We start from the raw sequence: 21,634 nt of genomic DNA, 5'->3' as shown, positions 1-21,634 counted from the left end.
GGGCGCGGTGCGCCGGGGCGCGGGCCGGGACGGCCGCCGCCGGGCTTGGGACCGGGCTTGCCGCCCTGGCCGCCGGAACGCTGGTCGGATTTCGGCATGCCCTGCTTAGGTGCGAAGGGGTTGTTGCCGGGGCGCGAACCGCCTGGGCGAGGTGCCGCCGGACGAGGTGCCGGGGATTCTTCGCTCTTTGCGGCAGGTTTGGGTGCCGGCTTCGGAGCGGCGGGTTTCTTGGCCGCGGGCTTGGGTGCCGGCTTGGGAGCCGCAGGCTTCGGCGCTGCCGGCGATGCCGTGGTCTTTGCGCCGGCAGCCTTCGATGCAGCCGGCTTTGCCGTTGTCGACTTAGCAGCGGTCGGCTTAGCAGCCGTCGACTTCGCGGCCGGCTTCTTAGCTGCGGGCTTAGCGGTTGTCGACTTGGCAGCGGTCGACTTGGCGGCGGGCTTCTTTGCCGCCGGCTTCTTGGCGGCCGATTCAGCTTCGGCTTCGGGCTTGTCTGCACCGTCGAAGGCCTCGCGGACCTTGCGCACGACGGGAGCTTCCAGGGTTGAGGAGGCCGAGGTTACGAACTCGCCCATTTCCTGGAGCTTCGCAAGCACTTCCTTGCTTGTCGTTCCCAGCTCTTTTGCGAGCTGGTGAACACGGGGCTTTGCCACATTTCTCCTGTCCGGGTTCTCTCCGAACAGGAGAGAACCTCATCGAGTCGGAACAGTGCTCATTTCACTGTCCACGTCCGTAAGTCTTGGGTGTCATTTCTGAGCACTCACTACTTGTTTTCCATCTTCTGCAACCACTTTCCGTGATCTTCGTATGCGCTTCGCGGGATCTTCTGCTTGAAGGCAGCTGCGAATGCGCTCTTCTTCACTGCCCGTTCCAGGCAGTCTGTCTGCGGATGAAGCCAAGCGCCCCTTCCGGGAAGCACTCGGCCCTCATCAACTGCAATCCGAATCGGCTCGGTCTGCAGCACCAGACGGATGAGGTCGGTCTGCGGTGCTCTTGCACGGCACCCGATGCACATGCGTTCGGGCACGCCAGTTGAAGAGACCACGCATGTCAGTCTACAGCACGGGCCTTACCTGCCCGCGGGGCCTAGGCTTCGACGATGTCGATCTTCCACCCTGTCAGCTTGGCGGCCAGGCGGGCGTTCTGACCTTCCTTGCCGATCGCAAGCGACAGAAGGTCGGGGCGCACATAGGCGCGCGCCATCTTCGAGGCGGAGTCAAGAACCTCAACGCGCCCGACTTCCGCCGGGCTTAGGGCATTGGCGATGAAGACAGTCGGGTCATCGCTGTAGTCGACGATGTCGATCTTTTCGGCCCCGAGTTCGTTCATGACGGCCCGCACGCGGGTGCCCATCTCGCCAATGCAGGCACCCTTGGCGTTGAGCCCCGGTACGGTTGCCTGCACCGCGAGCTTGGTGCGGTGTCCGGCTTCGCGTGCAATTGAGACGATTTCCACGCTGCCGTCGGCAATCTGCGGGACTTCGTGGGCAAACAGCTTGCGCACGAGGTTCGGGTGGGTTCGCGAAACCGTGATCGACGGACCCTTGTTGCCGGGACGAACATCGGCGATGAACACGCGGATGCGCCTGCCGTGCGAATAGTCTTCACCGGGCACCTGTTCGTGCGGCGGCAGAAGAGCTTCGACTTCGCCCAGGTCCACCTGGATCATGGCTGCGTCACGGCCCTGCTGGATAATGCCGGAGACGATCTCGCCCTCTTTGTCGCGGAAAGATCCGAGCACGCCTTCGTCTTCAACTGCGCGCAGGCGCTGGTGAATGACATTGCGCGCCGTCATAGCCGCAATACGCCCGAAGTCATCGGGCGTGTCGTCGAATTCCCCGATGGGGTTGTCGTCGGCGTCGAATTCCGTGGCCCAGATGGTGGCCTTGCCGGTTTTCAGGTCAATCTCCGCACGAGAGTCCGGGTAGTGGCCCTCCATGTTGTGGTACGCGCTCAGCAGGGCCTGTTCAATCAGCCCCACCAGCGTCGTCATCGGAATTTCGCGCTCGCTTTCAATCAGCCTTAGTGCGCCAAGATCGATGTCCACTGCCCGCTCCTCTTCTGTCTTGTTATTCAGTTTTTCGGTTCAACCCTAGTTCATGTACGAAGCATGCCGCATCAGCGGAATTTGAGAACCACCTGGGCTTTTTCGATTCCATCAAAGGAAAACTCGACCGGTTCGCGGCCCGAACCCGGCTCCAGAACAATGCCGAGTCCGGTCACGCCGGTGAGCACACCGGTGGTCTTCTTGCCCTCGGTTGGCCTCACCTCGATCGTCCGACCGACGTTCCTGCGGAAGTGACGCGGTTCGGTCAGCGGGCGCAGCGCACCCGGGGAAGACACCTCGAGTTCGTACGGCTTGTCGTTGAACAGCGGAAGCGGATCGATCACCTCGGAGATGACGCGGGTGGCCTGCTCAATGAGGTCCGAAGACACAGCCTCGGTCGTGTCACCCGCAAGATCCACTGTGACCACCAGCCGCCGGTGCACACCCGCGGCGTGCATCTTCACGTCTTCCACCAGCAGACCCAGCTCTTCCAGCGGGCCGGCTGCGGCCTGGGCGATGTCATCTTCTGAATAAGCCATGCCCCTATTCTTGCCGCACGACCAGCACAAGAACAACGCACCCTGCTCACGTGAACGCATCCGAGGTTTTGTTTCACACCCGCATACTCTTGAAGAGTAGGATGAGCGAATGGCCTACTCCAGACCGAAGCACACCAGCAGACGCGCTTTCCTCCTGCTCAGCGCGACTGCGGCACTGTCCGGGTGCGGCCTGCGCTTCGGTTCGCCAGAAGACCGCATACAGGCCGAGGCCGAAGAATCCTCCCGCGGCCGGATAGCCGCGGTTCTGGCCTCCATCAACGACGATGACCACGAAGAAGAGCGCTCGAGGCTCACTGCCGCAATCGGCCCGCCCTGGACATCAGACAATTCCGGATTCCCCGAGATTCCCCCGCAGAACACCTTTGTTTCTGCCATGTACTCCATCGTCGACCTGGTCCTGCGCGACATCCACACACTCGGCGGACCCCAGACAGCCATCATCGTCGACGTGGCGGTCGGCGCATCGAACCTCTTGCCGAACTGGAAACCAGCCCAGCAGCGCTTCGCCCAGCTTCCTGCCCAGGGCTACCCCGATTTCGCGGACCGCAAGCCGTACAGCCCAGGTGACGATGCCGACCCTCTGCACGAATTTGCGAAGGCGGCTTTCAAAGCCTCCTACGGATACACCAAGGTCGCACTGGCAATGAAGCCCGATAGCCGGGAACGCAGGGCGGCCACCGCCAGGGTGGAAGCACTCGCCAACGCTGCGGCTGATGCCAACACACTGCTCAAACAGGGTCAACGCGAAGAAGCCGCGAACCGTCCAGCGTGGAACCTGCCGCACAACCCGTCTGACCCCGGGTCGGCAAAGAAGCTCGCCCAGCAGCTGGAAGACACGGTCGCCGCAGCCCTGTTCGGAGTGTTCGAGGACCCCGCCGCCGTGCCGCTGGCCGGCCGCGAACTCAAAGCGAGCGCTGATGCTCGCATCGGCTTCGGCGGCAGGCAGCTGCTGCGCTATGAAGGAGAAGCTCAGTGAAAGTACCTCCCGTGCTCCTCAATTCGGCAACGCAGACCCAGGGTGAGGAACGCGCACAGGCCTGGGCTGCTGCCCTTGACCACATCGTGTTCGAGCTGTTCGACCGGTGGAAGCTCACGGACGACCCCCAGCCGGGCTCCCCGTGGGCGGGCGCGGAAAGCCTCGTCATCCCGGTCCGCCTGCACGACGGCTTTCCCGCGGTGCTGCGCATAGCCGCCCCGAACACCGACAACCCCACGGTGCACGAACAGACCATCCGGGCGCTGCGCGCGTGGGGTGGGCACGGTGCTGTGCGGATCATAGAAGACGACCCGTCCATGCGTGCCACCCTGCAGGAACGACTGCGGACCGAAGTCAACCTGTCGACGGAGCCGCTTCACGCAGTTGCCCCCATTTGGGGACAGCTGGTGCAGGCGCTGCGCGTACCGGGCGGCAGCGGTTTCGTGCGCGTGCAGGACATCGCCGCCGCATGGCTGAAGCGCTTTGACGCCGATGTACGTCTGGTCGAAGATTTTCCGGCATTCACACAAACCGACCAGCAGGTGCTCTCGACTGCGCTGTCGTGGACGAAAGAACTGGCGGGTGCTGCCGACAGCTGGCTGCTGCACGCCGATCTGCACTACTACAACATCCTTGCCGGCAATCCGGACGCCAACGGCATCGCCACGTGGAAGGCCATCGACCCGCAGCCCCTGACGGGCCCCACCGAATACATGCTTGCGCCGCTCATGTGGAACCGACTGGGCGAAATCCCCGGAACGGATCCGGAAGGACAGGCGGACTGGCTGCGCGGCTTCGCCGCTGAGCTTTCCCGCTGCGCACAGATCAACCCCAGCGGGGCGATGGGCGCTTCTGTTGCTCGTGAGGTCCAGAACATGTTCTGGTACTTACGCGCCGCCGCCGATGGCAATCCCCGGCTGACAGAAGACGCGGAGCGCTCCCTGTGGGTTGCCCGTGCCCTCACCGGAGTCAGCGTGCAGGGTATTACCACCCAGCAGCTCAAACCACTCGGCTGACGCGCGGCTGCGCTGATACGGCAGAAAGCGCCGGTGCCCCAAGCCTTTCGCTTGGGGCACCGGCGTTTGCGTTCAGCCGGCAGTTCGACTGCCAGCATCTGGCGCTTACAGAAGTTCGATGGCGTCCTGCTTGGCGTACTGTTCGCGCAGGCGAGCAACGACGGCGTCAGCGGCTTCATCAACCGGCAGGTCGGTCGATTCGCCGGTGAAGCGATCGCGCAGTTCCACGACACCGTCGGCCAGGCCGCGACCGGCAACGAGGACGTTCGGCACACCCAGCAGCTCAGCATCGCCGAACTTCATGCCGGGTGAAACCTTCGGACGGTCATCCAGCAGAACTCGGAAGCCGGCCGCTTCAACAGCCGCGGCGAGCTTTTCGGCAGCTTCCAGCGGTTCGTCGCCCTTGCCGGTGGCCACAATGTGCACATCGGCGGGTGCCAGGTGCACCGGCCACAGCAGGCCCTTGTCGTCGGCGAACTCTTCGACCAGGCAGGCCAGGACACGGGTGACGCCGATGCCGTAGCTGCCCATCGTGACGACACGGGACTTGCCGTTTTCATCAAGCACGTTCAGGCCGAGAGCTTCTGCGTAGCGGGTGCCGAGTTTGAAGATCTGGCCGATCTCCACACCGCGGGCAAGCTGCAGCGGTCCGGAGCCGTCCGGAGCGGGGTCGCCCTCGCGGATTTCAGCAGCTTCGATGTAGCCGTCAGCCTTGAAGTCGCGGCCGGCGGTGAGGTTGAAGACGTGCTTGCGGTCTTCGTTGGCACCGGTGACCCACTGTGTGCCCTCTGAGACACGCGGGTCCAGGAAATAGCGGATACCAGTGGAGCTTTCGGCACCCAGAACAGGTGCGTCGAGCGAGTTTCCGGGGCCGATGTATCCGGGAACGAGGCCGGGGTGCTTCTTGAGGTCGTCTTCGGTTGCCGGTTCGAGGTCGACTTCACCGTCGCCGAGCAGACCGGTTCCCGCAGCGCGGTCGAGGTCGACAGCGCGATCGCCGGGCAGGCCAATGACGATGACTTCGCGTTCGCCGTCGGGGTGGATGAGGGCGCACACGACGTTCTTGAGCGTGTCTGCAGCCGTCCAGGGGCGGTCAGAGCGCGGAGAGACTTCGTTTGCGCTTTCAACGAGGGTTTCGATGGTGCGCGCGTCCGGTGTTTCGAGAACCTCCGCTTCCGGCAGACCGTCAAACGGCACCGGGTCGGCCAGCGGCGTGGTGACGGCTTCGACATTGGCGGTGTAGCCGCCGTCGGAGCGGACGTAGGTGTCTTCGCCGACTTCGCTCGGGTAGAGGAATTCGTGCGTACCGGAACCGCCCATCGCACCGGGGGTGGCCTCCACAACAACGTACGGCAGGCCCAGGCGGTTGAAGACGTTGATGTAGGCCCGCCGCATGGCTTCGTAGGAAGCGTCGAGGCTCGCATCATCCATGTCGAAGGAGTAGGCGTCCTTCATGATGAATTCGCGTCCGCGCAGCAGACCGGCCCGCGGCCTGGCCTCATCGCGGTACTTGGTCTGAATCTGGTACAGGCTCAACGGGAGGTCCTTGTACGACGAGTAGAGGTCGGACACCAGCATGGTGAACGCCTCTTCGTGGGTCGGTGCGAGCAGGTAGTCGTGTTCGCGGCGGTCCTTCAGTCGGAAAATGCCCTCGCCGAAGGCTTCCCAGCGCCCCGACTGCTGGTAGGGCTCCGCCGGCAGCAGTGCCGGGAAGTGGACTTCCTGGCTTCCGGCGCGCCCCATTTCCTCGTGGACAATCGCTTCGACGCGTTCGAGGACCTTCAGGCCCAGCGGCAGCCACGAGAAGATACCGGGTGAGGTGCGGCGAATGTAGCCGGCGCGGTGCAGCAGTTTGTGGCTTTTGATTTCGGCATCGGCCGGATCTTCTTTCAGCGTCCGGACGAACAGCTTCGACAGCCGCAGGGTCATGTGGGCTCCTTTTTCGGGCAGGTATCGGGGCAAGATTATCACCGGCGCTACAGTTGTTCGCAGTGTCTTGGGCCGACAACGCCGAAAGGAGCCTCATGCCGGAGCTGAGTTTTGATGCCGGCACAAGCCAGCGGATTGATGTCTGGCTGTGGTGTGTTCGCGCGTTCAAAACACGGTCTTTGGCGCAGAAGCAGATCAAGTCCGGGCACGTGCGCATTGACGGTGACCGGGCGAAGCCTTCCGACAAGGTGAAGATCGGCCAAGTTGTCGTCATCCGCCGGCCGGGTGCTGAGCGCGTGCTCACGGTACAGGGTTTCCTCGACACCCGCGGACCCGCATCTATGGCCGCAGCCTGCTACATCGATACGTCTCCCCCGCCGAACCCGCTGCTGCGCGCCCCGGTTCCCAAACGCGAAAAGGGTGCTGGCCGGCCCACGAAGAAGGACCGCCGGGCATGGGACCGGCTGCGCGGGCGCACGTCCCGCTGAGTCTGACGAGGCGCCGCTTACGCCGCGCTGTTCGCGCGCCTTGGGCGGTTCGCCGTGCCTCAGTAGGTCACGGTTGCGAAGGTGCCGACGGGAACGAAACCGGCTTTTGCGTATGCGCGCAGAGCGGGTGCGTTGTGACTGTTGGCGTACAGCGTGACGATCGGAGCGAAACGCCGGCGGATGAGTGCCGTCGTGGCGGCCATGGCGCGCGAGGCCACTCCCCTGCCGCGGTATTCAGGGTGCACCCACACGCCCTGCACTTGAACCGATGTTCCCGAACCGATCCCGATATCGGCTTTGAACACCACTTGTTCGTCGGACATCCGGTTGGGCCACAGGGGCATGGGCTCACCCGTTGGTCCGGTGCGCGCCGTGTAGCCCAGCGACAGACCGCTGGCGATGAGCCCCTCGACCCGATTTCGATAGCCGACGCTCCCACCTTCGAGAGGTGAGTACCCCACCTCTTCTTCGTACATGGCGACGGAAGCCGGGAAGACAACCTCCGCCTCGTACGGGGAGAACTGCCGGACCAGGGGGTCCGGCACAACGGTCGGCGGGGCAAGCGCACTGAGCAGCGGCTGGTTGGGCCTGCGATCCCGGGGTGCTCCCCAGTTCAGCCTGCTCGTCAGATCGAGAACCTGCTCGGCAGGACCCACAAACGACGATGGCCTGCGTCCCTCGTGGTTGAGGATGGCGGCCATCACCCGGTTGGTTTCAGGGCCTCCGCTCAGCGGAACGATCGTGCTGCCCAACCAGTAGGCAGCAACCGGGCGCCCCTCACGGAAGCATCCCACCAAGCGACCGGCGGGGCTGGCTATCTCGGCTGTGCGCGAGCGTTCCAACAGTGCCTGCAAGAAGACGTTCGCCGCGGGATCACGGGCGATCTCCGCGGCGAACCAGTCGGTGTGCTCATGCAGCAGCGGGGCTGCCAGAACCGTCACCCGACAATGACCTCAGGCGGGCCGGAGGGCTGGTCGGATTCTTCGGCGATGCGGTGAGCCTCTTCGATGAGCGTTTCGACGATCTTCGATTCCGGCACGGTGCGGATGACTTCGCCCTTAACGAAGATCTGTCCCTTGCCGTTGCCGGACGCGACTCCGAGATCGGCTTCGCGCGCTTCACCCGGACCGTTGACAACACAGCCCATGACGGCCACGCGCAGCGGAATCTCCATGCCCTCAAGGCCAGCCGTGACCTTTTCGGCAAGTTCGAAGACATCGACCTGGGCGCGTCCACAGGACGGGCAGGACACGATTTCAAGCTTGCGCGGACGCAGGTTGAGCGACTGCAGAATCTGCTCGCCGACCTTGACCTCTTCGACCGGCGGGGCGGACAGAGAAACACGGATGGTGTCGCCGATTCCCCTGGAAAGAAGAGCGCCGAAAGCAGTTGCAGACTTGATGGTGCCCTGGAATGCGGGACCGGCTTCAGTCACACCCAGGTGCAGCGGCCAGTCGCCTCGCTCGGCGAGCATTTCGTATGCCTGCACCATGACAACGGGGTCGTGGTGCTTGACCGAAATCTTGAAGTCGTGGAAGTCGTGTTCCTCAAAGAGGCTCGCCTCCCACACGGCGGACTCAACGAGTGCTTCCGGAGTGGCCGAACCGTATTTCTCCATGATCCGCTTATCGAGCGACCCGGCGTTGACGCCGATGCGCAACGACACTCCGGCATCCGAGGCCGCCTTGGAGATTTCCTTCACCTGGTCGTCGAACTTGCGGATGTTGCCGGGGTTGACGCGCACACCGGCGCATCCGGCGTCAATGGCCGCATAGACGTACTTCGGCTGGAAGTGGATGTCGGCGATGACCGGGATCTTCGACTTCTGGGCGATTGCAGGAAGTGCCTCGGCGTCGTCGGCGGACGGGCAGGCGACACGCACGATGTCGCACCCGGCGGCCGTGAGCTCGGCAATCTGCTGCAGAGTGCCGTTGATGTCGGTGGTCTTGGTGGTCGTCATCGACTGGATGCTGACCGGGGATTCCGATCCCACTCCGACGCTTCCGACCTTGATCTGTCGGGTTGTGCGGCGGGGTGCCAGAACAGGCGGGGGCGGTTTCGGCATGCCCAGATTGACCGATGTCACAGGCGGTTCCCTTTCGAACGAGGCTGTGGGGATGTGCACAGTTCTGCGGGCCTAGGCCTGAGCTTCGGCCCGCAGAACGATTCTAGACCCCTGCCCCTGTGGATGCGCCGTGAGCCTTCTTCCGTTCACCTGCTCGCTGGTAGACCGCCATGATGACCGCGACGACCAGACCGACGAGCGACATGGCGATGACCGGGTAGACCAGGAGAAGGCCGGCAAGTGCCAGAATGACCGACTCCCAGGAGGCGAGCTTGCGGAAATAGAACCCTGCCACGGCGGCCGACAACACCGCCATGCCCAGCAGTGCTGTTATGAACACCGGGATGAACATGAGCGGGTTCTGGTCGCCCTGGAACAGCAGCACCGGCTCCATCACGAAGACGTAGGGCACCAGGAATCCGGCGATCGCAACCTTGAGTGCGGTGACACCAGACTTCAGCGGGTTCGATCCGGCAATGCCCGAAGCAGCGTAGGCGGCCAGGCACACCGGAGGGGTCACGTCTGCAAGCAGACCGAAGTAGAAAACGAACAGGTGTGCGGCCAGAACCGGCACATCGAAGTTCGAAATGAGGATCGGCGCTGCCACGGTGGCCGTGACGACGTAGTTCGCGGTGGTCGGCAGACCCATGCCCAGCACCAGGCAGGCGATCATGGTGAAGAACATGACGAGGAAGAAGTTCTCGCCGGCCGCGGTGAGGATGCTGTCGGCCAGGCGGCCGCCCAGACCGGTTGCGGTCACAATGCCGGCGACCATACCGGCGGTTGCACATGCGGCAATGACCGGCAGAGCGGTCTTCGCGCCCTCTTCCAGCAGCAGGATGGTGTCCTTGACACCCAGGCGGGTGCTGGCGCGCAGCAGGCTGATGACGAATGCCACGAGGATGCCCCACAGAGCGGCCTTCTGCGGTGTGGTTCCCGCAAGGAGGGTCACGATGATGACGGCCAGCGGCAGCAGCTGGTCAAGGCGCTTGAGCAGCATCTTCCAACGCGGAAGTTCGTCCTTTGAATAGCCTTCGATGCGCAGGCGACGCGCTTCGAAGTGGACGGCGAGCATAACGCCGGCGAAGTACAGGAACGCGGGAACGATCGCGATGAGGATGATCTGCGAGTAGGGCACGCCCGTGTATTCGGCCATGATGAACACGGCAGCACCCATAACGGGCGGCATGATCTGCCCACCGGTCGACGCGGTGGCTTCAACAGCAGCGGCGAACTTCGGGCTGAAGCCGACCCTCTTCATCAGCGGAATCGTGAACGAACCAGAAGTCACAGCGTTGGCGACCGAGGAGCCGGTGACGGTTCCCTGCATGGCCGAGGCGACAACGGCGGCCTTTGCGGGACCACCCGCATAGCGGCCGGTCAGGCGGAATGCCAGCGAGTTGAAGTATGCGCCGATGTCGGTGCGGACGAGGATGACGCCGAAGAACAGGAACAGGAAGATGAAGCTCGAGGACACCTGGATCGGCACACCGAAAATTGAGCGCGACGAGTAGTAGGTCTGCTGCACCATGTTCTGCCACGTGGTGCCGTGGTAGCGCATGATCGGTGAGTAGTTGCCCAACCAGAAGTAGAGCAAGGCGACAACGGCGATGATGACGATCGGCAGACCCACGCAGCGGCGGGTGGCTTCGAGGATCAGAAGGATCGCAATGAGCGCGACGATCGTGTCAAGGGTCGAGTAGCCGTGGATCTGCACGCCCACGCCCGTCAGGTAGGTGTAGTTGGCCAGCAGGTACACCGAGGTGCCCATTGCCAGCAGCGACAGGACGGTGTCAGCGCAGAGCGACGCGTAGTACGCTTTGCGGTTCTCATCCGTCTTCAGGCTCAGGCTCCTGTGCAGGGGGTACAACAGGAAGATGATGCCCATGGCACCGCCCACGTGAATCGAGCCCTGGATGAGGGTGGGGCGGGTGCCGAACAGCGCTGTGTACAGCTGGAAGAGGGTCAGAGCGACAGACAGGACGAAGACGGCGATGCGCCACGGCCCCATGTCGGAGTTGATGCGGTAGCGCGAAGCGCTGTCCAGGTCGCGCATGACCTTGTCTGCGAGGTCCTGCGCCTTCTGCTGGTCCAGGGGCTCCGCGTCGGCGGAACCAGCGTCCGGGTTTTTGGCGGTGTCAGAGGGAGTCATGATCTTCTTGCCTGTCTGGGGATGGGGTCTGAACGGCGCACGCGGCGACGGCGCTCAATGCGCCGTCGCCGCGGTTGTCAGCCGAGGGTTTGAGGATCAGTTCTGATCCTCAATGCCCTTTTCTTCGAAGTACTTCTTAGCACCCGGGTGGAGCGGAACGTCGCCGCGGCCGAGCAGAGCGTCTTCGGCCTTGATGAGCTTGCCCTGTGCCAGTGAGATCTTGCCTGCGTCTTCGTACAGCGCCTTGGTGATCGCGTAGCCGTCTTCTTCGCTGATCTGATTGGTCGAGCCGACGATTGAGGCGAACACGGTCACGGTCTGCACCGGGTCCTTGGCGAAGTCGTAGGAACCGCCGGGGATTTCGTAGGCTTCGTATTCCGTTTCAGCTGCGATCTTTTCGGCCTTGTCCTTGTCGATCGGCAGCAGCTTGACGTCTGCATTAGCGGCCAGTTCCGAAAGCGAGGCGGCCGGGACGCCGAGGATTTCGATCGAGGCGTCGATGTTGCCGTCCTGCATCTTGGAGCGGGCGTCAGCGAAGCTCTCTTCGTAGGGCTCGTAGTCGCCCTCCTTGAAGCCGTAGGCGTCGAGGATCAGCTTGGCGACAGCTGCCGTGCCCGAACCGGGAGCGCCGACGGCGATCTTCTTGCCCTTGAGGTCTTCAACCGAGTTGAAGCCGCTCTTCTCAAGCGTGATGATCTGGGCTGCTTCCGGGTACAGCTGACCCATCCAGCCGACGTTGTTGAGCTTGCCGACCTCTTCGAAGTCACCGGAGCCGCGCACTGCGTCGTTGGCGGTGTTCGACTGGGTGAAGCCCAGCTGAGCATCGCCCTTGGCGATGCGGCCGAGGTTGTCGACGGAGCCATCGGTTTCAACGGCGTTGACCTTCAGGTCAGCGTCGGTGTCCTGCAGGATGCGGGCGTACTCGTTGCCCAGCGGGTAGTAGACACCCGCGGTGCCACCGGTGGCGAAGGTCAGGTCCTTGGTGAAGTTCTCTTCGGGTGCTGCCGAACCGCCTTCGGCTCCGCCGCGCTCACATCCGGTGAGGACGAGGGCGGCTGCGCTTGCGGCGGCCGCGATCTTGAGAAGAACGCTCTTCTTCATGGGGCTCCTTGTCTGAGGCCTGCCGACGGAAAAACGTGCGGCAGGTCATATTTCCAAATTGCTGTGAGCAGGATAGCGCATCCTCTGTGCGCACTGCCAGACAGTGCACAGTCAGAGCTCAGAAATACATCGGGAACCGGGTACGGCGAGGAGGCCTCGCTCAGACTGAAGGAATCCCCGCCGAGGCAGTCTGCCTCAGCCGAAGAGCCGCACGGGTTTGACGATGTCGACGTAGACGAGCAGCACCGTCATACACAGGAGGACGCCGACGACCCCGTATGTCAGCGGCAGCAGCTTTGCGGTGTCGAAGGGGCCGATGAGCCCTCTTCTGCGGGAGAGGTTGATTCTGCGGCGTGCCCCTTCGTAAAGGGCGACCGCTATGTGGCCACCGTCCAGGGGAAGCAGCGGAACCATGTTGAACGCAAAGAGGAACAGGTTGAGCGAGGCTGCCAGGCTCAGGCCGAGCTGCACTTTGTCGACGACTTCGAAAGCTTCGGCAGAAACGATTTCGCCGGCAACGCGCCCCACACCGACCATGCCCATCGGGCCGTTGGGGTCGCGCTCTGCTCCCCCGACGGCAACCTTCCCGATGTCGACGAGTTTCACCGGCAGGGTCGCCAGTGCCTTAAAGGTCTGTCCGATGGCTTTTCCGGCCTCAGCGGGAAACTCCGATGGCGACAGCGGATAGTGCTTCTTCTGCGGGGAGACCCCAAGGAAGCCGACGGTGGTGGTTTCGGGCTTGCCGTCAGCAGTGAATTTCTGCTTGCCTTCATCGTCATAGACCGCTCGCGTGGTTTCGATGATGGGCACGCGCACCAAGTGTTCAGAGCCGTCCCGCTCATAGGCCACGGTGACGGTTCTGCCCGCACTGGCCGCAATGAGCTCCTGCACCTGTTCCCACGTGTCGACCGGTGTGTCGTCAACAGCAGTGATGGTGTCGCCCGGTTTGAGTCCCGCGGCCTTGGCCGGTGCGGGAGTATCACCCGGCTGGCATTCGGCGTTTGGTCCGCGCTTCTGCGCGGTTTCGGCGTCAACGGCACATTCGACAACACCGGACAGCTGCGTGGACAGGCCCGGAACGCCGATGCCCATCAGCACGAGCCCTAAGAAGACGATGCCGAGGACGAGGTTGACCGCCGGTCCGCCGAACATGACGGCCAGGCGCTTGGGAACCGACAGGGCGTAGAAGGTGCGCCCCTCTTCACCCGGCCCAATGCCCTGATTGGAGAATTCGCGGGCATCCTCCATGCTCTGTGCGAACAGGCGTTTGCGCCCGGCCTGTTCCCGCGGATCTTCGCCCTCGACGGCCCGCCGCTTGGCGTCGGCCTCAACGATGTCGTGGGCTGATTCGACTCCGTGAAGGTCGTCGGCGCGAGCGTGGACCGCTGACTTCGGCGGGTACATGCCCGGCATGGCGATGAAGCCGCCCAGCGGCAGCAGTTTGACGCCGTAGCGTGTTTCGCCGCGCTTAAAGGAGAACAGGGTCGGCCCGAACCCGATCATGTAGTGGGTGACCTTCACCCCGAAGCGCTTGGCGGGAATCAGGTGACCAAGTTCGTGCAGCCCGATGGAAAGCCCGACAACCGCGAGCATGAAGACGATTCCGAGGGTGTACAGCAGGGCCGTCATGCCCGGTCTCCCCCGCCTGATGCCTGTTCTGCCACCCAGCGCTTCGCAAACTCCCGGGCTTCGCGGTCAGCAGCCAAGACGAGTTCCGCCGTGAGCTTCCCATCCTGTGGAGCGTGGGCATCGAGTGCGGCGCTGATTCCCCGGCTGATGCCGGGAAAGGAGATCTGTCCGGCGTGAAAAGCATCCACCAGAACTTCGTTCGCCGCGTTGTAGACAGCGGGTGCTGTTCCTCCCAGGCGACCGGCCCGCACCGCCAAGCGCAAGGCGGGGAACGCCTCGTGGTCGACAGGTTCAAAAGTCCACTGGGTCGGCTCGTCCCAGCGGTTGGGTGTAGTAATGCCCGGCAGCCGCTCCTCATAGCCCAGGGCGTAGGCGATCGGCAGCTTCATATCCGGTGGACTGACCTGTGCAATTGTCGACCCGTCGACGTATTCGACCATCGAGTGGACCTGCGACTGCGGGTGCACCACGACGCTGATCTGGTCGTAGGGAATATCGAAGAGCAGGTGCGCCTCAATGACCTCGAGACCCTTGTTGACAAGGGTTGCCGAGTTCGTGGTGATGACCTTCCCCATATCCCACGTGGGGTGCTTGAGCGCCTGCGCGGGCGTAACGGCTTCAAGATCAGACTGCGTCATACCGCGGAAAGGACCGCCGCTTGCCGTGATCACCAGCCGGCTGACTTCCTCGCGGCGGCCGGAACGCAGAGCCTGCCACACGGCCGAATGCTCAGAGTCGACCGGAAGCAGGCGGGCTCCCGTACGAGCGGCAGCTTCCATCACGACATCGCCGCCGATGATGAGCGACTCTTTGTTTGCCAGAGCCACATCCGTGCCGCTTTCCAGGGCGGTAAGAGTGGCCGTCAGCCCCGCAGCCCCCGTAATGGCGTTGAGAACAGTGTCCGCCTCGAGCCGTGCAACCTCGTCAGCCGCACGCGGTCCGACGAAAACCTGTTCCACGGGGTTCTCGACCCCAGCGGCAGCGGCGGCAGAAGCAACAGCCCGCTCCACCTCGTCAGGTGATGATGCGCCGACGGCGCCCAGGGCGCGGGCGCGAAAGCGGACCGCCTGTTCGGCGGCATCCGCAATGTTCGTGTGGCAGACGAGACCGACAATCTGAAAGCGGTCCGGGTGGGAGCTGACCACGTCGAGGGTCTGGGTTCCAACGGAACCGGTCGAACCGAGAACTGAGATGTGAAGCACCCGGCCATCTTGGCAGATAAGGCTGAATCTGCGCTCAGAAGGCCTAAAGGGACATTGGTCACACAAAATACATATCTCGGCTATACTCTTTTTGGAAGTCCTCACTGAGCCCTCTGAAAAAGGAGTGAAATGGCCAAGACCTCGCACCCGGACGAAATCCTCGGACTCGATCACCTCTTCTCGAAGGAAGAGCGCGAATGGGCCGGCATCGTCCGCAGCTGGCTGGATGAAAACGTACGCGAAAAGATCGGCGACTGGTACCTCGAAGGCACCATCCCGGCACGCGAACTCGCTGAAGGCCTCGGCGAACTCGGCCTGCTCGGCATGCACCTGGACGGCTACACGCTGCCCGGTGCTTCCGCCCGCATGTACGGCATCGCCTGCCGTGAACTCGAAGCCGTCGACTCCGGCCTGCGGTCGCTCGTCTCGGTGCAGGGCTCGCTGGCCATGTTCGCCATCCACCACTGGGGTTCGGAAGAGCAGAAGGAAGAATGGCTGCCCCGCATGGGCGAAGGCAAGGCCATCGGCTGCTTCGGCCTGACGGAACCGGACGTCGGTTCGGACCCGTCGAACATGCGCACCACCGCCAAGCGCGACGGTGACGACTGGATCCTCAACGGCGCCAAGATGTGGATCACCAACTCCCCTGTTGCCGACGTCGCAGTCGTGTGGGCCAAGACGGAAGAGACCGACGCCAAGGGCCGCCCCATGATCCGCGGCTTCGTCGTTCCCACCGACACCCCCGGCGTGGAAACCCCCACCGTCCAGCGCAAGCTGTCGTTGCGGGCATCCATCACCGGCGAAATCGTCCTGGACAACGTCCGCCTGCCCGGTTCGGCCGTCATGCCGAAGGCAGAAGGCCTCAAGGGACCCCTGTCCTGCCTGTCGGAAGCCCGCTACGGAATCGTCTGGGGTGTCACCGGTGCTGCTCGCGACTCGCTGGAGCAGGCTCTCATGTACACCGGCAGCCGCATCCAGTTCGACAAGCCGCTGGCCGCTTTCCAGATTTCCCAGCAGAAGCTCGCGAAGGCCTTCGGCCAGTACTCGAACATCACTCTGCTGGCTTCGCACCTGGGCGACCTCAAGGACTCCAAGGACGGCGTGCGCCCCGAGCAGATTTCGCTGGGCAAGATGAACAACGTCGACACCGCTATGAACATCGCCCGCGACCTGCGCGCCCTGTTCGGCGGTTCCGGCATCACCAGCGAATACTCGCCGCTGCGCCACGCCATCAACCTCGAAACCGTGCTGACCTACGAAGGCACGCACGAAGTTCACCAGCTCACGCTGGGCCGTGCGCTCACCGGCATCAACGCTTTCGCCTGATGCTCACCTGACGCACTGAAGGCACAGAAAGGCCCCGCTTCCGAGGTGGAGCGGGGCTTTTCGTGTTTGTCAGGGTTTTTGCGGGCTGTGGTTGGGTGCAGCTGCGGGCTCGGGTGTGTGCTGGCTCAGTCGTGTGCTGGCTCAGCGCAGCAGAGTGTGGACCGCTTCGAGGCTCTCCAGTGCGGTGACCTCAATGCCGTCTAGGCGCATGAGCGTACGCCCCGGCCCCAGAGGTTCGGCTGCCGCGTGCTTGAACACGGCCTGCTTCATGAGCATGTCGACCGGTTTCGGTGAGCTGTCCGGTCCGTCTGCAAGAAGTTCGGCACCTTCAAAGTGGGTGTCGATGGTCCGTGTGGCCGTGTGCATTCCGGCGCGCGCTTTGGTTTCGCCCGCTGGCTGCGGCTGTTCAGAGGAAGCCTCAGCTGCAGCCGGCCGCAGGATCGGTGCGTTGGCCTTCTGCTGCGGGGTGAGTCCCTTGGCGCCGATGACAGCGCATGTGCCCACCCGCATCGCACCGAGGACGGCCAACAGCAGAGTGGCGGGTTTCAGCCCGTCTTCCAGAATGAGCATCTGCGGAGCCGGTTCAGCCACAGCGCGCAGAATCCCGGCGAACTTAGCCGCCCGATCAAGAGCGTCTTCAAAGCTCAGTTCGATCTGGCCGGAGGCGAACTCGTCTGCACCGCGGCCCATCACAATCGGGTGGTCGAGCAGTTCGAAGACCGGGTTGAACGTGCCCTTGTCCTTCGGCCCGTTGGTCTCAGGCTTGCGGAACCAGTGCAGATCGGTGTTCACGGGCGTCCCTTCAGTCGACGGAGGCCATGACTTCAACGACGCGGTCAATGAACGCATCGACTTCGTCTTCATCATAGGCACGCTCACCGCGACGAGTGCGGAACAGAACGCGGCGGACCTCATCAACGCTCATAGCACGGCCCTGTGTGAAGTAGCCGCTGATCTTGTCACACAGTTCATCGAGTTCGGCGATGTCATAGCCGATGGTGCGGCTGGCAGCGTGCGCGAAGCGCTCACCGTGGGGGCGCTCCAAACGGGCCTGCAGGGATCCGGCGGCAGACGACAGCCTGTCCATCCACGCCTTTTCGCCCTGTTCGGCGATCAGCCGTTCGCGGGAGGCCTTCGCGAAGGCGTCTTCCAGACGGTCAAGGGCCGCGTCGACCACTCCGACGTGATAGCCGCGGCGCACCAGGTCAAAGCCGACAGTGCGCACAGCGCGCGCGTCGAGGTCACCCGGGCGGGGGTGTTCGCGCTCATAGGATTCGCGGGCGCGCTTGAAGAAGCTGTCGACCTGTCCGGGGTCATAGCCGGACTTCCACCCCGACATTCTGGGGAAGTTCTCCTCCATGTGGCCTCCTCTTAGCTGATGCGTGCTGTTGCTTGTGGTGTTCGGTGCCGGTCAGTCCTCGCCGGTTGCGGCCAGCTGGCCGCAGGCTCCGTCGATGTCCTGTCCGCGGGTATCGCGAATGGTGGTGGGAACTCCCGCTGCAACCAGGCGGTCGACGAATTCCTGTGCCACCTGCGGTTCTGATGCGGTCCACACTGATCCCGGAGTGGGGTTGAGGGGAATCGGGTTGACGTGCACCCACCCCCTGCCTCGGGCATTGAGCTTTTTGGCCAGCAGGTCCGCGCGCCACGCGTGGTCGTTCATGTCCTTGATGAGCGCGTATTCGATTGACACTCGGCGGCCCGTGGTGCGGTAGTAGTCGTAGGCTGCGTCAATCGCCTCGTCGGCGTTCCAGCGGGTGTTGACTGGGATCATCTCATTGCGCAGCCCGTCATCCGGCGCGTGCAGGCTGAGGGCAAACGTGACTGGAATGTCTTCGTTCATGAGTTTGCGGATGCCCGGCACGAGGCCCACGGTTGACACTGTGATGCGGCGCGGGGACATTCCCAGTCCGTGCGGGGCTGCGTCGGTGAAGCGGCGGATGGCGTTCATGACCCGCTTGTAGTTGGCCAGGGGTTCGCCCATGCCCATGAACACGATGTTTGTGACGCGCTCTTCGCCGGCGGGTGTTTGGGTGCCGGAAGGCTTCGCCCCAGTCCTGTCGTTCCCAGTGTCAGCGCCCGCATCGGATTCACCGGATTCGTCGCCGACCGCGGCTGCCTGTTCGCCGAGCATGTTGATGTCCGGCTCCGCGGTCGGGGCGAGTTCTCCTGCCGCAATGACCTGGTTGGCTCGGACGACCTGTTCGACGATTTCGGCTGTCGACATGTTGCGGGTGAGCCCCTGCTGGCCTGTGGCGCAGAACGGGCAGTTCATACCGCAGCCGCACTGGGATGACACGCACAGTGTGATGCGGTTGCGGTAGCGCATGAGGACTGATTCGACGAGTGCTCCGTCGAAAAGTCGCCACAGGAATTTGATGGTGTCGCCGTTTTTGGTCTTCAGCCGGTGGACTTCTGTCAGCAGCGGTGGGAAGAAGGCTTCGGCAAGGGCATCGCGCTTGTCAGCGGGGATGTCCGTCATGAGCGCGGGGTCGGTGATGTTGCGCTGGAAGTAGTGGTTGGACAGCTGTTTGGCGCGGAAGGCGGGCAGTCCGAGTTCGCGGACGGCTTCCTGCCGTTCATCCATCGACATGTCTGCGAAGTGCCGTGGCGGCTGGGTGACGCGCGGGGCGCGAAAGTTCAGCAGCGGGCGGCCATCGCGGGTGGGCGTCTTGGATGTTGTGCCGTCTTCGTGTTCGACGACGGGGCGGACCTGTTTGCGACGCGTAGTGCTCATGACTCCCCTATTATTCCAAAGCTCCCCTGGGCTTCGGGCCACGGGGAGCGTGTAACAGCCGCATGTGTCAGGCGGTGGTGATGAATCCCGGCAGGATCGTGTAGAGCACGAGCACGACGGGTGCGCTGGGCAGAATCGAGTCGAGTCGGTCCATGACACCGCCGTGGCCGGGCAGCAGGTTGCCCATGTCTTTGAGGTCGAGGTCGCGTTTGATCATGGATTCCGAAAAGTCGCCGAGCGTGGCGAAGGCCGGAATCACCAGGCCGAGCACGGCGCCTTCCCACCACTGCACGTCGAAGGCGAAGACGGCCATGCAGATTCCGACGGTCACGGAGAAGACGGTTGAACCGGCGTAGCCCTCCCAGGATTTCTTCGGTGAGATCTTCGGGGCGATGGGGTGCTTGCCCCACAGGACTCCGAACCCGTACCCGCCGGTGTCAGAGGACACGGCAAGTGCCAAGAACGTGATGAGCAGAAGATCGCCCTGCGGCTGGTGCAGGATGTGTATGATGAACGCCGCCATAAGACCGACGTAGGTCAGGGCGAACAGCGACAGCGATACTTCTTTCACCGGGTTGGGCCGCCCGGTCATCAGCGACACGAGCATGATGATGCCCGCTGACAGGGTGAACGCCACCCACACGGCTTCGCGTCCGCCGAACCAGCTCGACAGCACGAGCCCTGCCGCAGCCATCATGGTCAGCGGTCGGTAGACGTCCGCTCCGGAGCGTGACAGCGCGGTGGACAGTTCCCAGGTGGCGGCGAGAACGCCGATGATTGCGACGACGAGGAAGGCCGGAGGGTAGATGAGAATGCTGGCCAGTACGGCCCCGCCGATTCCAACACCGACCCCGATTGCGGCCGGCAGGTTGCGCCCGGCCCGTCCGTAGTCCTTTTCCGCCGGAGGGGTGACTTCCTCAGGCGACGGCGCTTGCTCTGCTGCGCTGTCGCCCGAGGAAGTCGAAGGTGATTGAGCAGTCAATTCAGACTTCCATCAGGTCTTTTTCTTTTGCTGCGAGAAGCGTGTCGATTTCGTCGGTCTTCTTCTTCGTCAGCTCGTCGAGTTCCGCAAGACCCGCGCGGACTTCGTCTTCACCGAGGTCGCCGTCTTTCTGGAACTTCTCGAGGGTGTCCTTGGCGCGGCGGCGGACATTGCGGATGGAGACCTTGCCGTCTTCCGCGTAGCCGCGGACGATCTTGACGTAGTCACGGCGACGCTCTTCGGTCAGCTCCGGCAGAACCACGCGGATGACGTTGCCGTCGTTGGCGGGGTTGGCACCGATGTCGGAATTGCGCAGCGCGGTTTCGATGTTGCCGAGAGCCGACTGGTCGAACGGCGAAATCAGGAGGGTGCGCGCTTCGGGAACCTGGAAGGATGCCAGCTGCTGCAGCGGGGTGGGCACTCCGTAGTACTCGACCATGATGTTGGCGAAAAGCTGCGGGTTGGCGCGACCGGTGCGCACCGATCCGAAGTTCTCCTGGGTGGCCTCGACGGCACCGTCCATACGGCCGCGTGCGTCCTTAAGCTCAGAATCGATCATTGTGTCTCCTATGAATAGTGCTGGCTCTCAGGCAGAGAGCACGGTGCCGATGTTCTCGCCCATGATGGCCGAGCGCAGGTTTCCTTCGCCTTCCATACCGAAGACGCGCATTGCGACGTTGTTGTCCATACACAGGCTGAAAGCGGTCGCGTCGACCACTTTGAGCCCGCGCTGCAGAGCGTCCTGGTAGGAGATGCTGTCGAGCTTCTTTGCGGTCGGATCGGTTTTGGGGTCTGCCGTGTAGACGCCGTCGACGCCGTTCTTTGCCACGAGGACTTCGTCAGCGTGGATTTCGAGTGCGCGCTGGGCGGCGACGGTGTCGGTTGAGAAGAACGGCAGGCCTGCACCTGCGCCGAAGATGACCACGCGGTCTTTCTGCATGTGGCGCATGGCGCGGCGCGGAATGTAGCTTTCGGCCACCTGCGGCATGGGGATCGCGGTCTGCACGCGCGTGTCGACGTCGAGCTGTTCGAGGAAGTCCTGAAGTGCAAGGCAGTTCATGACGGTGCCGAGCATGCCCATGTAGTCAGCGCGGGTGCGGTCCATGCCGCGGTTCTGCAGTTCAGCCCCGCGGAAGAAGTTGCCGCCGCCGACGACGATCGACATTTCGAATTCGCCGACAGTGGGGGCGATTTCACGAGCGACAGATGCGACGACATCGGGGTTCACGCCGACCGAGCCGCCGCCGAACACTTCGCCGGAGAGTTTGAGGAGTACCCTGCGCCGGTGTGTGGCTTCGGGTTTCGGACTCTCGCTCACAGTGTGCGGCATCTGCTTCCTTCCTTCGGTTGGATCGTTCCCAGTCTACCCATCCGGGCCTGCTGTTTCTGTATTCCGCCGTGTGCGGCGGGGGCGGCTTCAGCACCCAC

The 21,634-nt window shown here is 63.4% G+C and carries 21 protein-coding genes; 4 read left to right on the top strand and 17 right to left on the bottom strand.

Going from position 1 to position 21,634, the window contains the following annotated elements:
* The 4 genes from HMPREF3172_RS01740 to rimP form a co-directional block, all read right to left on the bottom strand.
* Positions 1 to 650 (bottom strand): translation initiation factor IF-2 N-terminal domain-containing protein (locus tag HMPREF3172_RS01740; protein ID WP_176746116.1); only part of this gene is annotated, 650 nt, incomplete at its 3' end.
* A 110-nt stretch (positions 651 to 760) separates the two neighbouring features.
* Positions 761 to 1,042: a YlxR family protein gene (locus tag HMPREF3172_RS01735; RefSeq protein ID WP_070423880.1), complete on the bottom strand. Its 282-nt coding sequence runs from the start codon at positions 1,040 to 1,042 to the stop codon at positions 761 to 763.
* Between the two features lie 41 nt (positions 1,043 to 1,083).
* Positions 1,084 to 2,043, bottom strand: a complete 960-nt coding sequence (gene nusA, locus HMPREF3172_RS01730; RefSeq protein WP_070514935.1) for a transcription termination factor NusA — start codon at positions 2,041 to 2,043, stop codon at positions 1,084 to 1,086.
* A gap of 71 nt (positions 2,044 to 2,114) precedes the next feature.
* Complete coding sequence (gene rimP, locus HMPREF3172_RS01725) at positions 2,115 to 2,582, bottom strand: ribosome maturation factor RimP (protein WP_062019520.1); 468 nt, start codon at positions 2,580 to 2,582, stop codon at positions 2,115 to 2,117.
* A gap of 109 nt (positions 2,583 to 2,691) precedes the next feature.
* On the opposite strand from rimP, the gene HMPREF3172_RS01720 reads away from it, so the two are divergent.
* Both HMPREF3172_RS01720 and HMPREF3172_RS01715 read left to right on the top strand, forming a co-directional pair.
* Entirely contained in the window at positions 2,692 to 3,579 is an 888-nt protein-coding gene (locus tag HMPREF3172_RS01720; RefSeq protein ID WP_070514933.1) for a hypothetical protein, read from the top strand.
* Positions 3,576 to 4,595, top strand: coding sequence for an aminoglycoside phosphotransferase family protein (locus HMPREF3172_RS01715; RefSeq protein WP_061943471.1), 1,020 nt, complete (start codon positions 3,576 to 3,578; stop codon positions 4,593 to 4,595). The genes HMPREF3172_RS01720 and HMPREF3172_RS01715 overlap by 4 nt, the downstream gene beginning before the upstream one ends.
* Positions 4,596 to 4,700: 105 nt before the next feature.
* On the opposite strand, the gene HMPREF3172_RS01710 is transcribed toward HMPREF3172_RS01715, so the two are convergent.
* The gene (locus HMPREF3172_RS01710) at positions 4,701 to 6,524 is read right to left on the bottom strand and encodes a proline--tRNA ligase (protein WP_070428440.1); all 1,824 of its coding nucleotides are present in this window, start codon (positions 6,522 to 6,524) and stop codon (positions 4,701 to 4,703) included.
* Positions 6,525 to 6,619: 95 nt separating this feature from the next.
* Between HMPREF3172_RS01710 and HMPREF3172_RS01705 the strand changes: the two genes are divergently transcribed.
* The gene (locus tag HMPREF3172_RS01705; RefSeq protein ID WP_019174854.1) at positions 6,620 to 7,012 is read left to right on the top strand and encodes an RNA-binding S4 domain-containing protein; all 393 of its coding nucleotides are present in this window, start codon (positions 6,620 to 6,622) and stop codon (positions 7,010 to 7,012) included.
* Positions 7,013 to 7,071: 59 nt separating this feature from the next.
* On the opposite strand, the gene HMPREF3172_RS01700 is transcribed toward HMPREF3172_RS01705, so the two are convergent.
* From HMPREF3172_RS01700 to dxr, 6 genes are all read right to left on the bottom strand, one after another.
* On the bottom strand, positions 7,072 to 7,953 hold the full coding sequence (locus HMPREF3172_RS01700; protein ID WP_070514931.1) for a GNAT family N-acetyltransferase: 882 nt from the start codon (positions 7,951 to 7,953) through the stop codon (positions 7,072 to 7,074).
* Positions 7,950 to 9,098: a flavodoxin-dependent (E)-4-hydroxy-3-methylbut-2-enyl-diphosphate synthase gene (ispG, locus tag HMPREF3172_RS01695; RefSeq protein ID WP_070514947.1), complete on the bottom strand. Its 1,149-nt coding sequence runs from the start codon at positions 9,096 to 9,098 to the stop codon at positions 7,950 to 7,952. Before ispG ends, HMPREF3172_RS01700 begins: the two co-directional genes overlap by 4 nt.
* 82 nt (positions 9,099 to 9,180) lie before the next feature.
* Complete coding sequence (locus HMPREF3172_RS01690; RefSeq protein ID WP_070423884.1) at positions 9,181 to 11,229, bottom strand: TRAP transporter permease; 2,049 nt, start codon at positions 11,227 to 11,229, stop codon at positions 9,181 to 9,183.
* A 96-nt stretch (positions 11,230 to 11,325) separates the two neighbouring features.
* Positions 11,326 to 12,330, bottom strand: a complete 1,005-nt coding sequence (locus HMPREF3172_RS01685; protein WP_070514929.1) for a TAXI family TRAP transporter solute-binding subunit — start codon at positions 12,328 to 12,330, stop codon at positions 11,326 to 11,328.
* Between the two features lie 195 nt (positions 12,331 to 12,525).
* Positions 12,526 to 13,959 carry a M50 family metallopeptidase gene (locus HMPREF3172_RS01680; protein WP_070514927.1) on the bottom strand — a complete coding sequence of 478 codons (1,434 nt, stop codon included), beginning with the start codon at positions 13,957 to 13,959 and terminating at the stop codon, positions 12,526 to 12,528.
* Entirely contained in the window at positions 13,956 to 15,161 is a 1,206-nt protein-coding gene (dxr, locus tag HMPREF3172_RS01675; RefSeq protein ID WP_070514925.1) for a 1-deoxy-D-xylulose-5-phosphate reductoisomerase, read from the bottom strand. The genes HMPREF3172_RS01680 and dxr overlap by 4 nt, the downstream gene beginning before the upstream one ends.
* Before the next feature lie 129 nt (positions 15,162 to 15,290).
* Here dxr and HMPREF3172_RS01670 point away from each other — a divergent pair, with 129 nt between their 5' ends.
* Positions 15,291 to 16,487, top strand: coding sequence for an acyl-CoA dehydrogenase family protein (locus HMPREF3172_RS01670; protein ID WP_019174847.1), 1,197 nt, complete (start codon positions 15,291 to 15,293; stop codon positions 16,485 to 16,487).
* Positions 16,488 to 16,628: 141 nt separating this feature from the next.
* Here HMPREF3172_RS01670 and HMPREF3172_RS01665 read toward each other — a convergent pair whose 3' ends face one another.
* The 6 genes from HMPREF3172_RS01665 to pyrH form a co-directional block, all read right to left on the bottom strand.
* Entirely contained in the window at positions 16,629 to 17,279 is a 651-nt protein-coding gene (locus HMPREF3172_RS01665; RefSeq protein ID WP_070514924.1) for a hypothetical protein, read from the bottom strand.
* Between the two features lie 10 nt (positions 17,280 to 17,289).
* Positions 17,290 to 17,847, bottom strand: a complete 558-nt coding sequence (locus HMPREF3172_RS01660) for a DivIVA domain-containing protein (RefSeq protein WP_070514922.1) — start codon at positions 17,845 to 17,847, stop codon at positions 17,290 to 17,292.
* 51 nt (positions 17,848 to 17,898) lie between these two features.
* Entirely contained in the window at positions 17,899 to 19,224 is a 1,326-nt protein-coding gene (gene rlmN, locus HMPREF3172_RS01655; protein WP_070514920.1) for a 23S rRNA (adenine(2503)-C(2))-methyltransferase RlmN, read from the bottom strand.
* Between the two features lie 67 nt (positions 19,225 to 19,291).
* On the bottom strand, positions 19,292 to 20,206 hold the full coding sequence (locus tag HMPREF3172_RS01650; RefSeq protein WP_070514918.1) for a phosphatidate cytidylyltransferase: 915 nt from the start codon (positions 20,204 to 20,206) through the stop codon (positions 19,292 to 19,294).
* A gap of 1 nt (position 20,207) precedes the next feature.
* The gene (gene frr / locus HMPREF3172_RS01645; protein ID WP_070514917.1) at positions 20,208 to 20,765 is read right to left on the bottom strand and encodes a ribosome recycling factor; all 558 of its coding nucleotides are present in this window, start codon (positions 20,763 to 20,765) and stop codon (positions 20,208 to 20,210) included.
* A 27-nt stretch (positions 20,766 to 20,792) separates the two neighbouring features.
* Entirely contained in the window at positions 20,793 to 21,536 is a 744-nt protein-coding gene (gene pyrH, locus HMPREF3172_RS01640; protein ID WP_070514915.1) for a UMP kinase, read from the bottom strand.
* Positions 21,537 to 21,634 lie beyond the last annotated feature (98 nt).

Origin of the sequence: Brevibacterium sp. HMSC08F02, assembly GCF_001807555.1 — a bacterium.
Taxonomy (GTDB): domain Bacteria; phylum Actinomycetota; class Actinomycetes; order Actinomycetales; family Brevibacteriaceae; genus Brevibacterium; species Brevibacterium ravenspurgense.
The sequence above is the reverse complement of the archived record's forward strand: the minus strand, read 5'-3'. Positions and strand labels throughout refer to the sequence as shown.

Coding starts and splice junctions, on each gene's coding strand:
- rimP (WP_062019520.1), bottom strand. CDS start 2,582: ATGGCTTATTCAGAAGATGACATCGCCCAGGCCGCAGCCGGCCCGCTG.
- HMPREF3172_RS01720 (WP_070514933.1), top strand. CDS start 2,692: ATGGCCTACTCCAGACCGAAGCACACCAGCAGACGCGCTTTCCTCCTG.
- HMPREF3172_RS01710 (WP_070428440.1), bottom strand. CDS start 6,524: ATGACCCTGCGGCTGTCGAAGCTGTTCGTCCGGACGCTGAAAGAAGAT.
- HMPREF3172_RS01705 (WP_019174854.1), top strand. CDS start 6,620: ATGCCGGAGCTGAGTTTTGATGCCGGCACAAGCCAGCGGATTGATGTC.
- HMPREF3172_RS01690 (WP_070423884.1), bottom strand. CDS start 11,229: ATGACTCCCTCTGACACCGCCAAAAACCCGGACGCTGGTTCCGCCGAC.
- HMPREF3172_RS01685 (WP_070514929.1), bottom strand. CDS start 12,330: ATGAAGAAGAGCGTTCTTCTCAAGATCGCGGCCGCCGCAAGCGCAGCC.
- HMPREF3172_RS01680 (WP_070514927.1), bottom strand. CDS start 13,959: ATGACGGCCCTGCTGTACACCCTCGGAATCGTCTTCATGCTCGCGGTT.
- HMPREF3172_RS01670 (WP_019174847.1), top strand. CDS start 15,291: ATGGCCAAGACCTCGCACCCGGACGAAATCCTCGGACTCGATCACCTC.
- HMPREF3172_RS01660 (WP_070514922.1), bottom strand. CDS start 17,847: ATGGAGGAGAACTTCCCCAGAATGTCGGGGTGGAAGTCCGGCTATGAC.
- rlmN (WP_070514920.1), bottom strand. CDS start 19,224: ATGAGCACTACGCGTCGCAAACAGGTCCGCCCCGTCGTCGAACACGAA.
- frr (WP_070514917.1), bottom strand. CDS start 20,765: ATGATCGATTCTGAGCTTAAGGACGCACGCGGCCGTATGGACGGTGCC.
- pyrH (WP_070514915.1), bottom strand. CDS start 21,536: ATGCCGCACACTGTGAGCGAGAGTCCGAAACCCGAAGCCACACACCGG.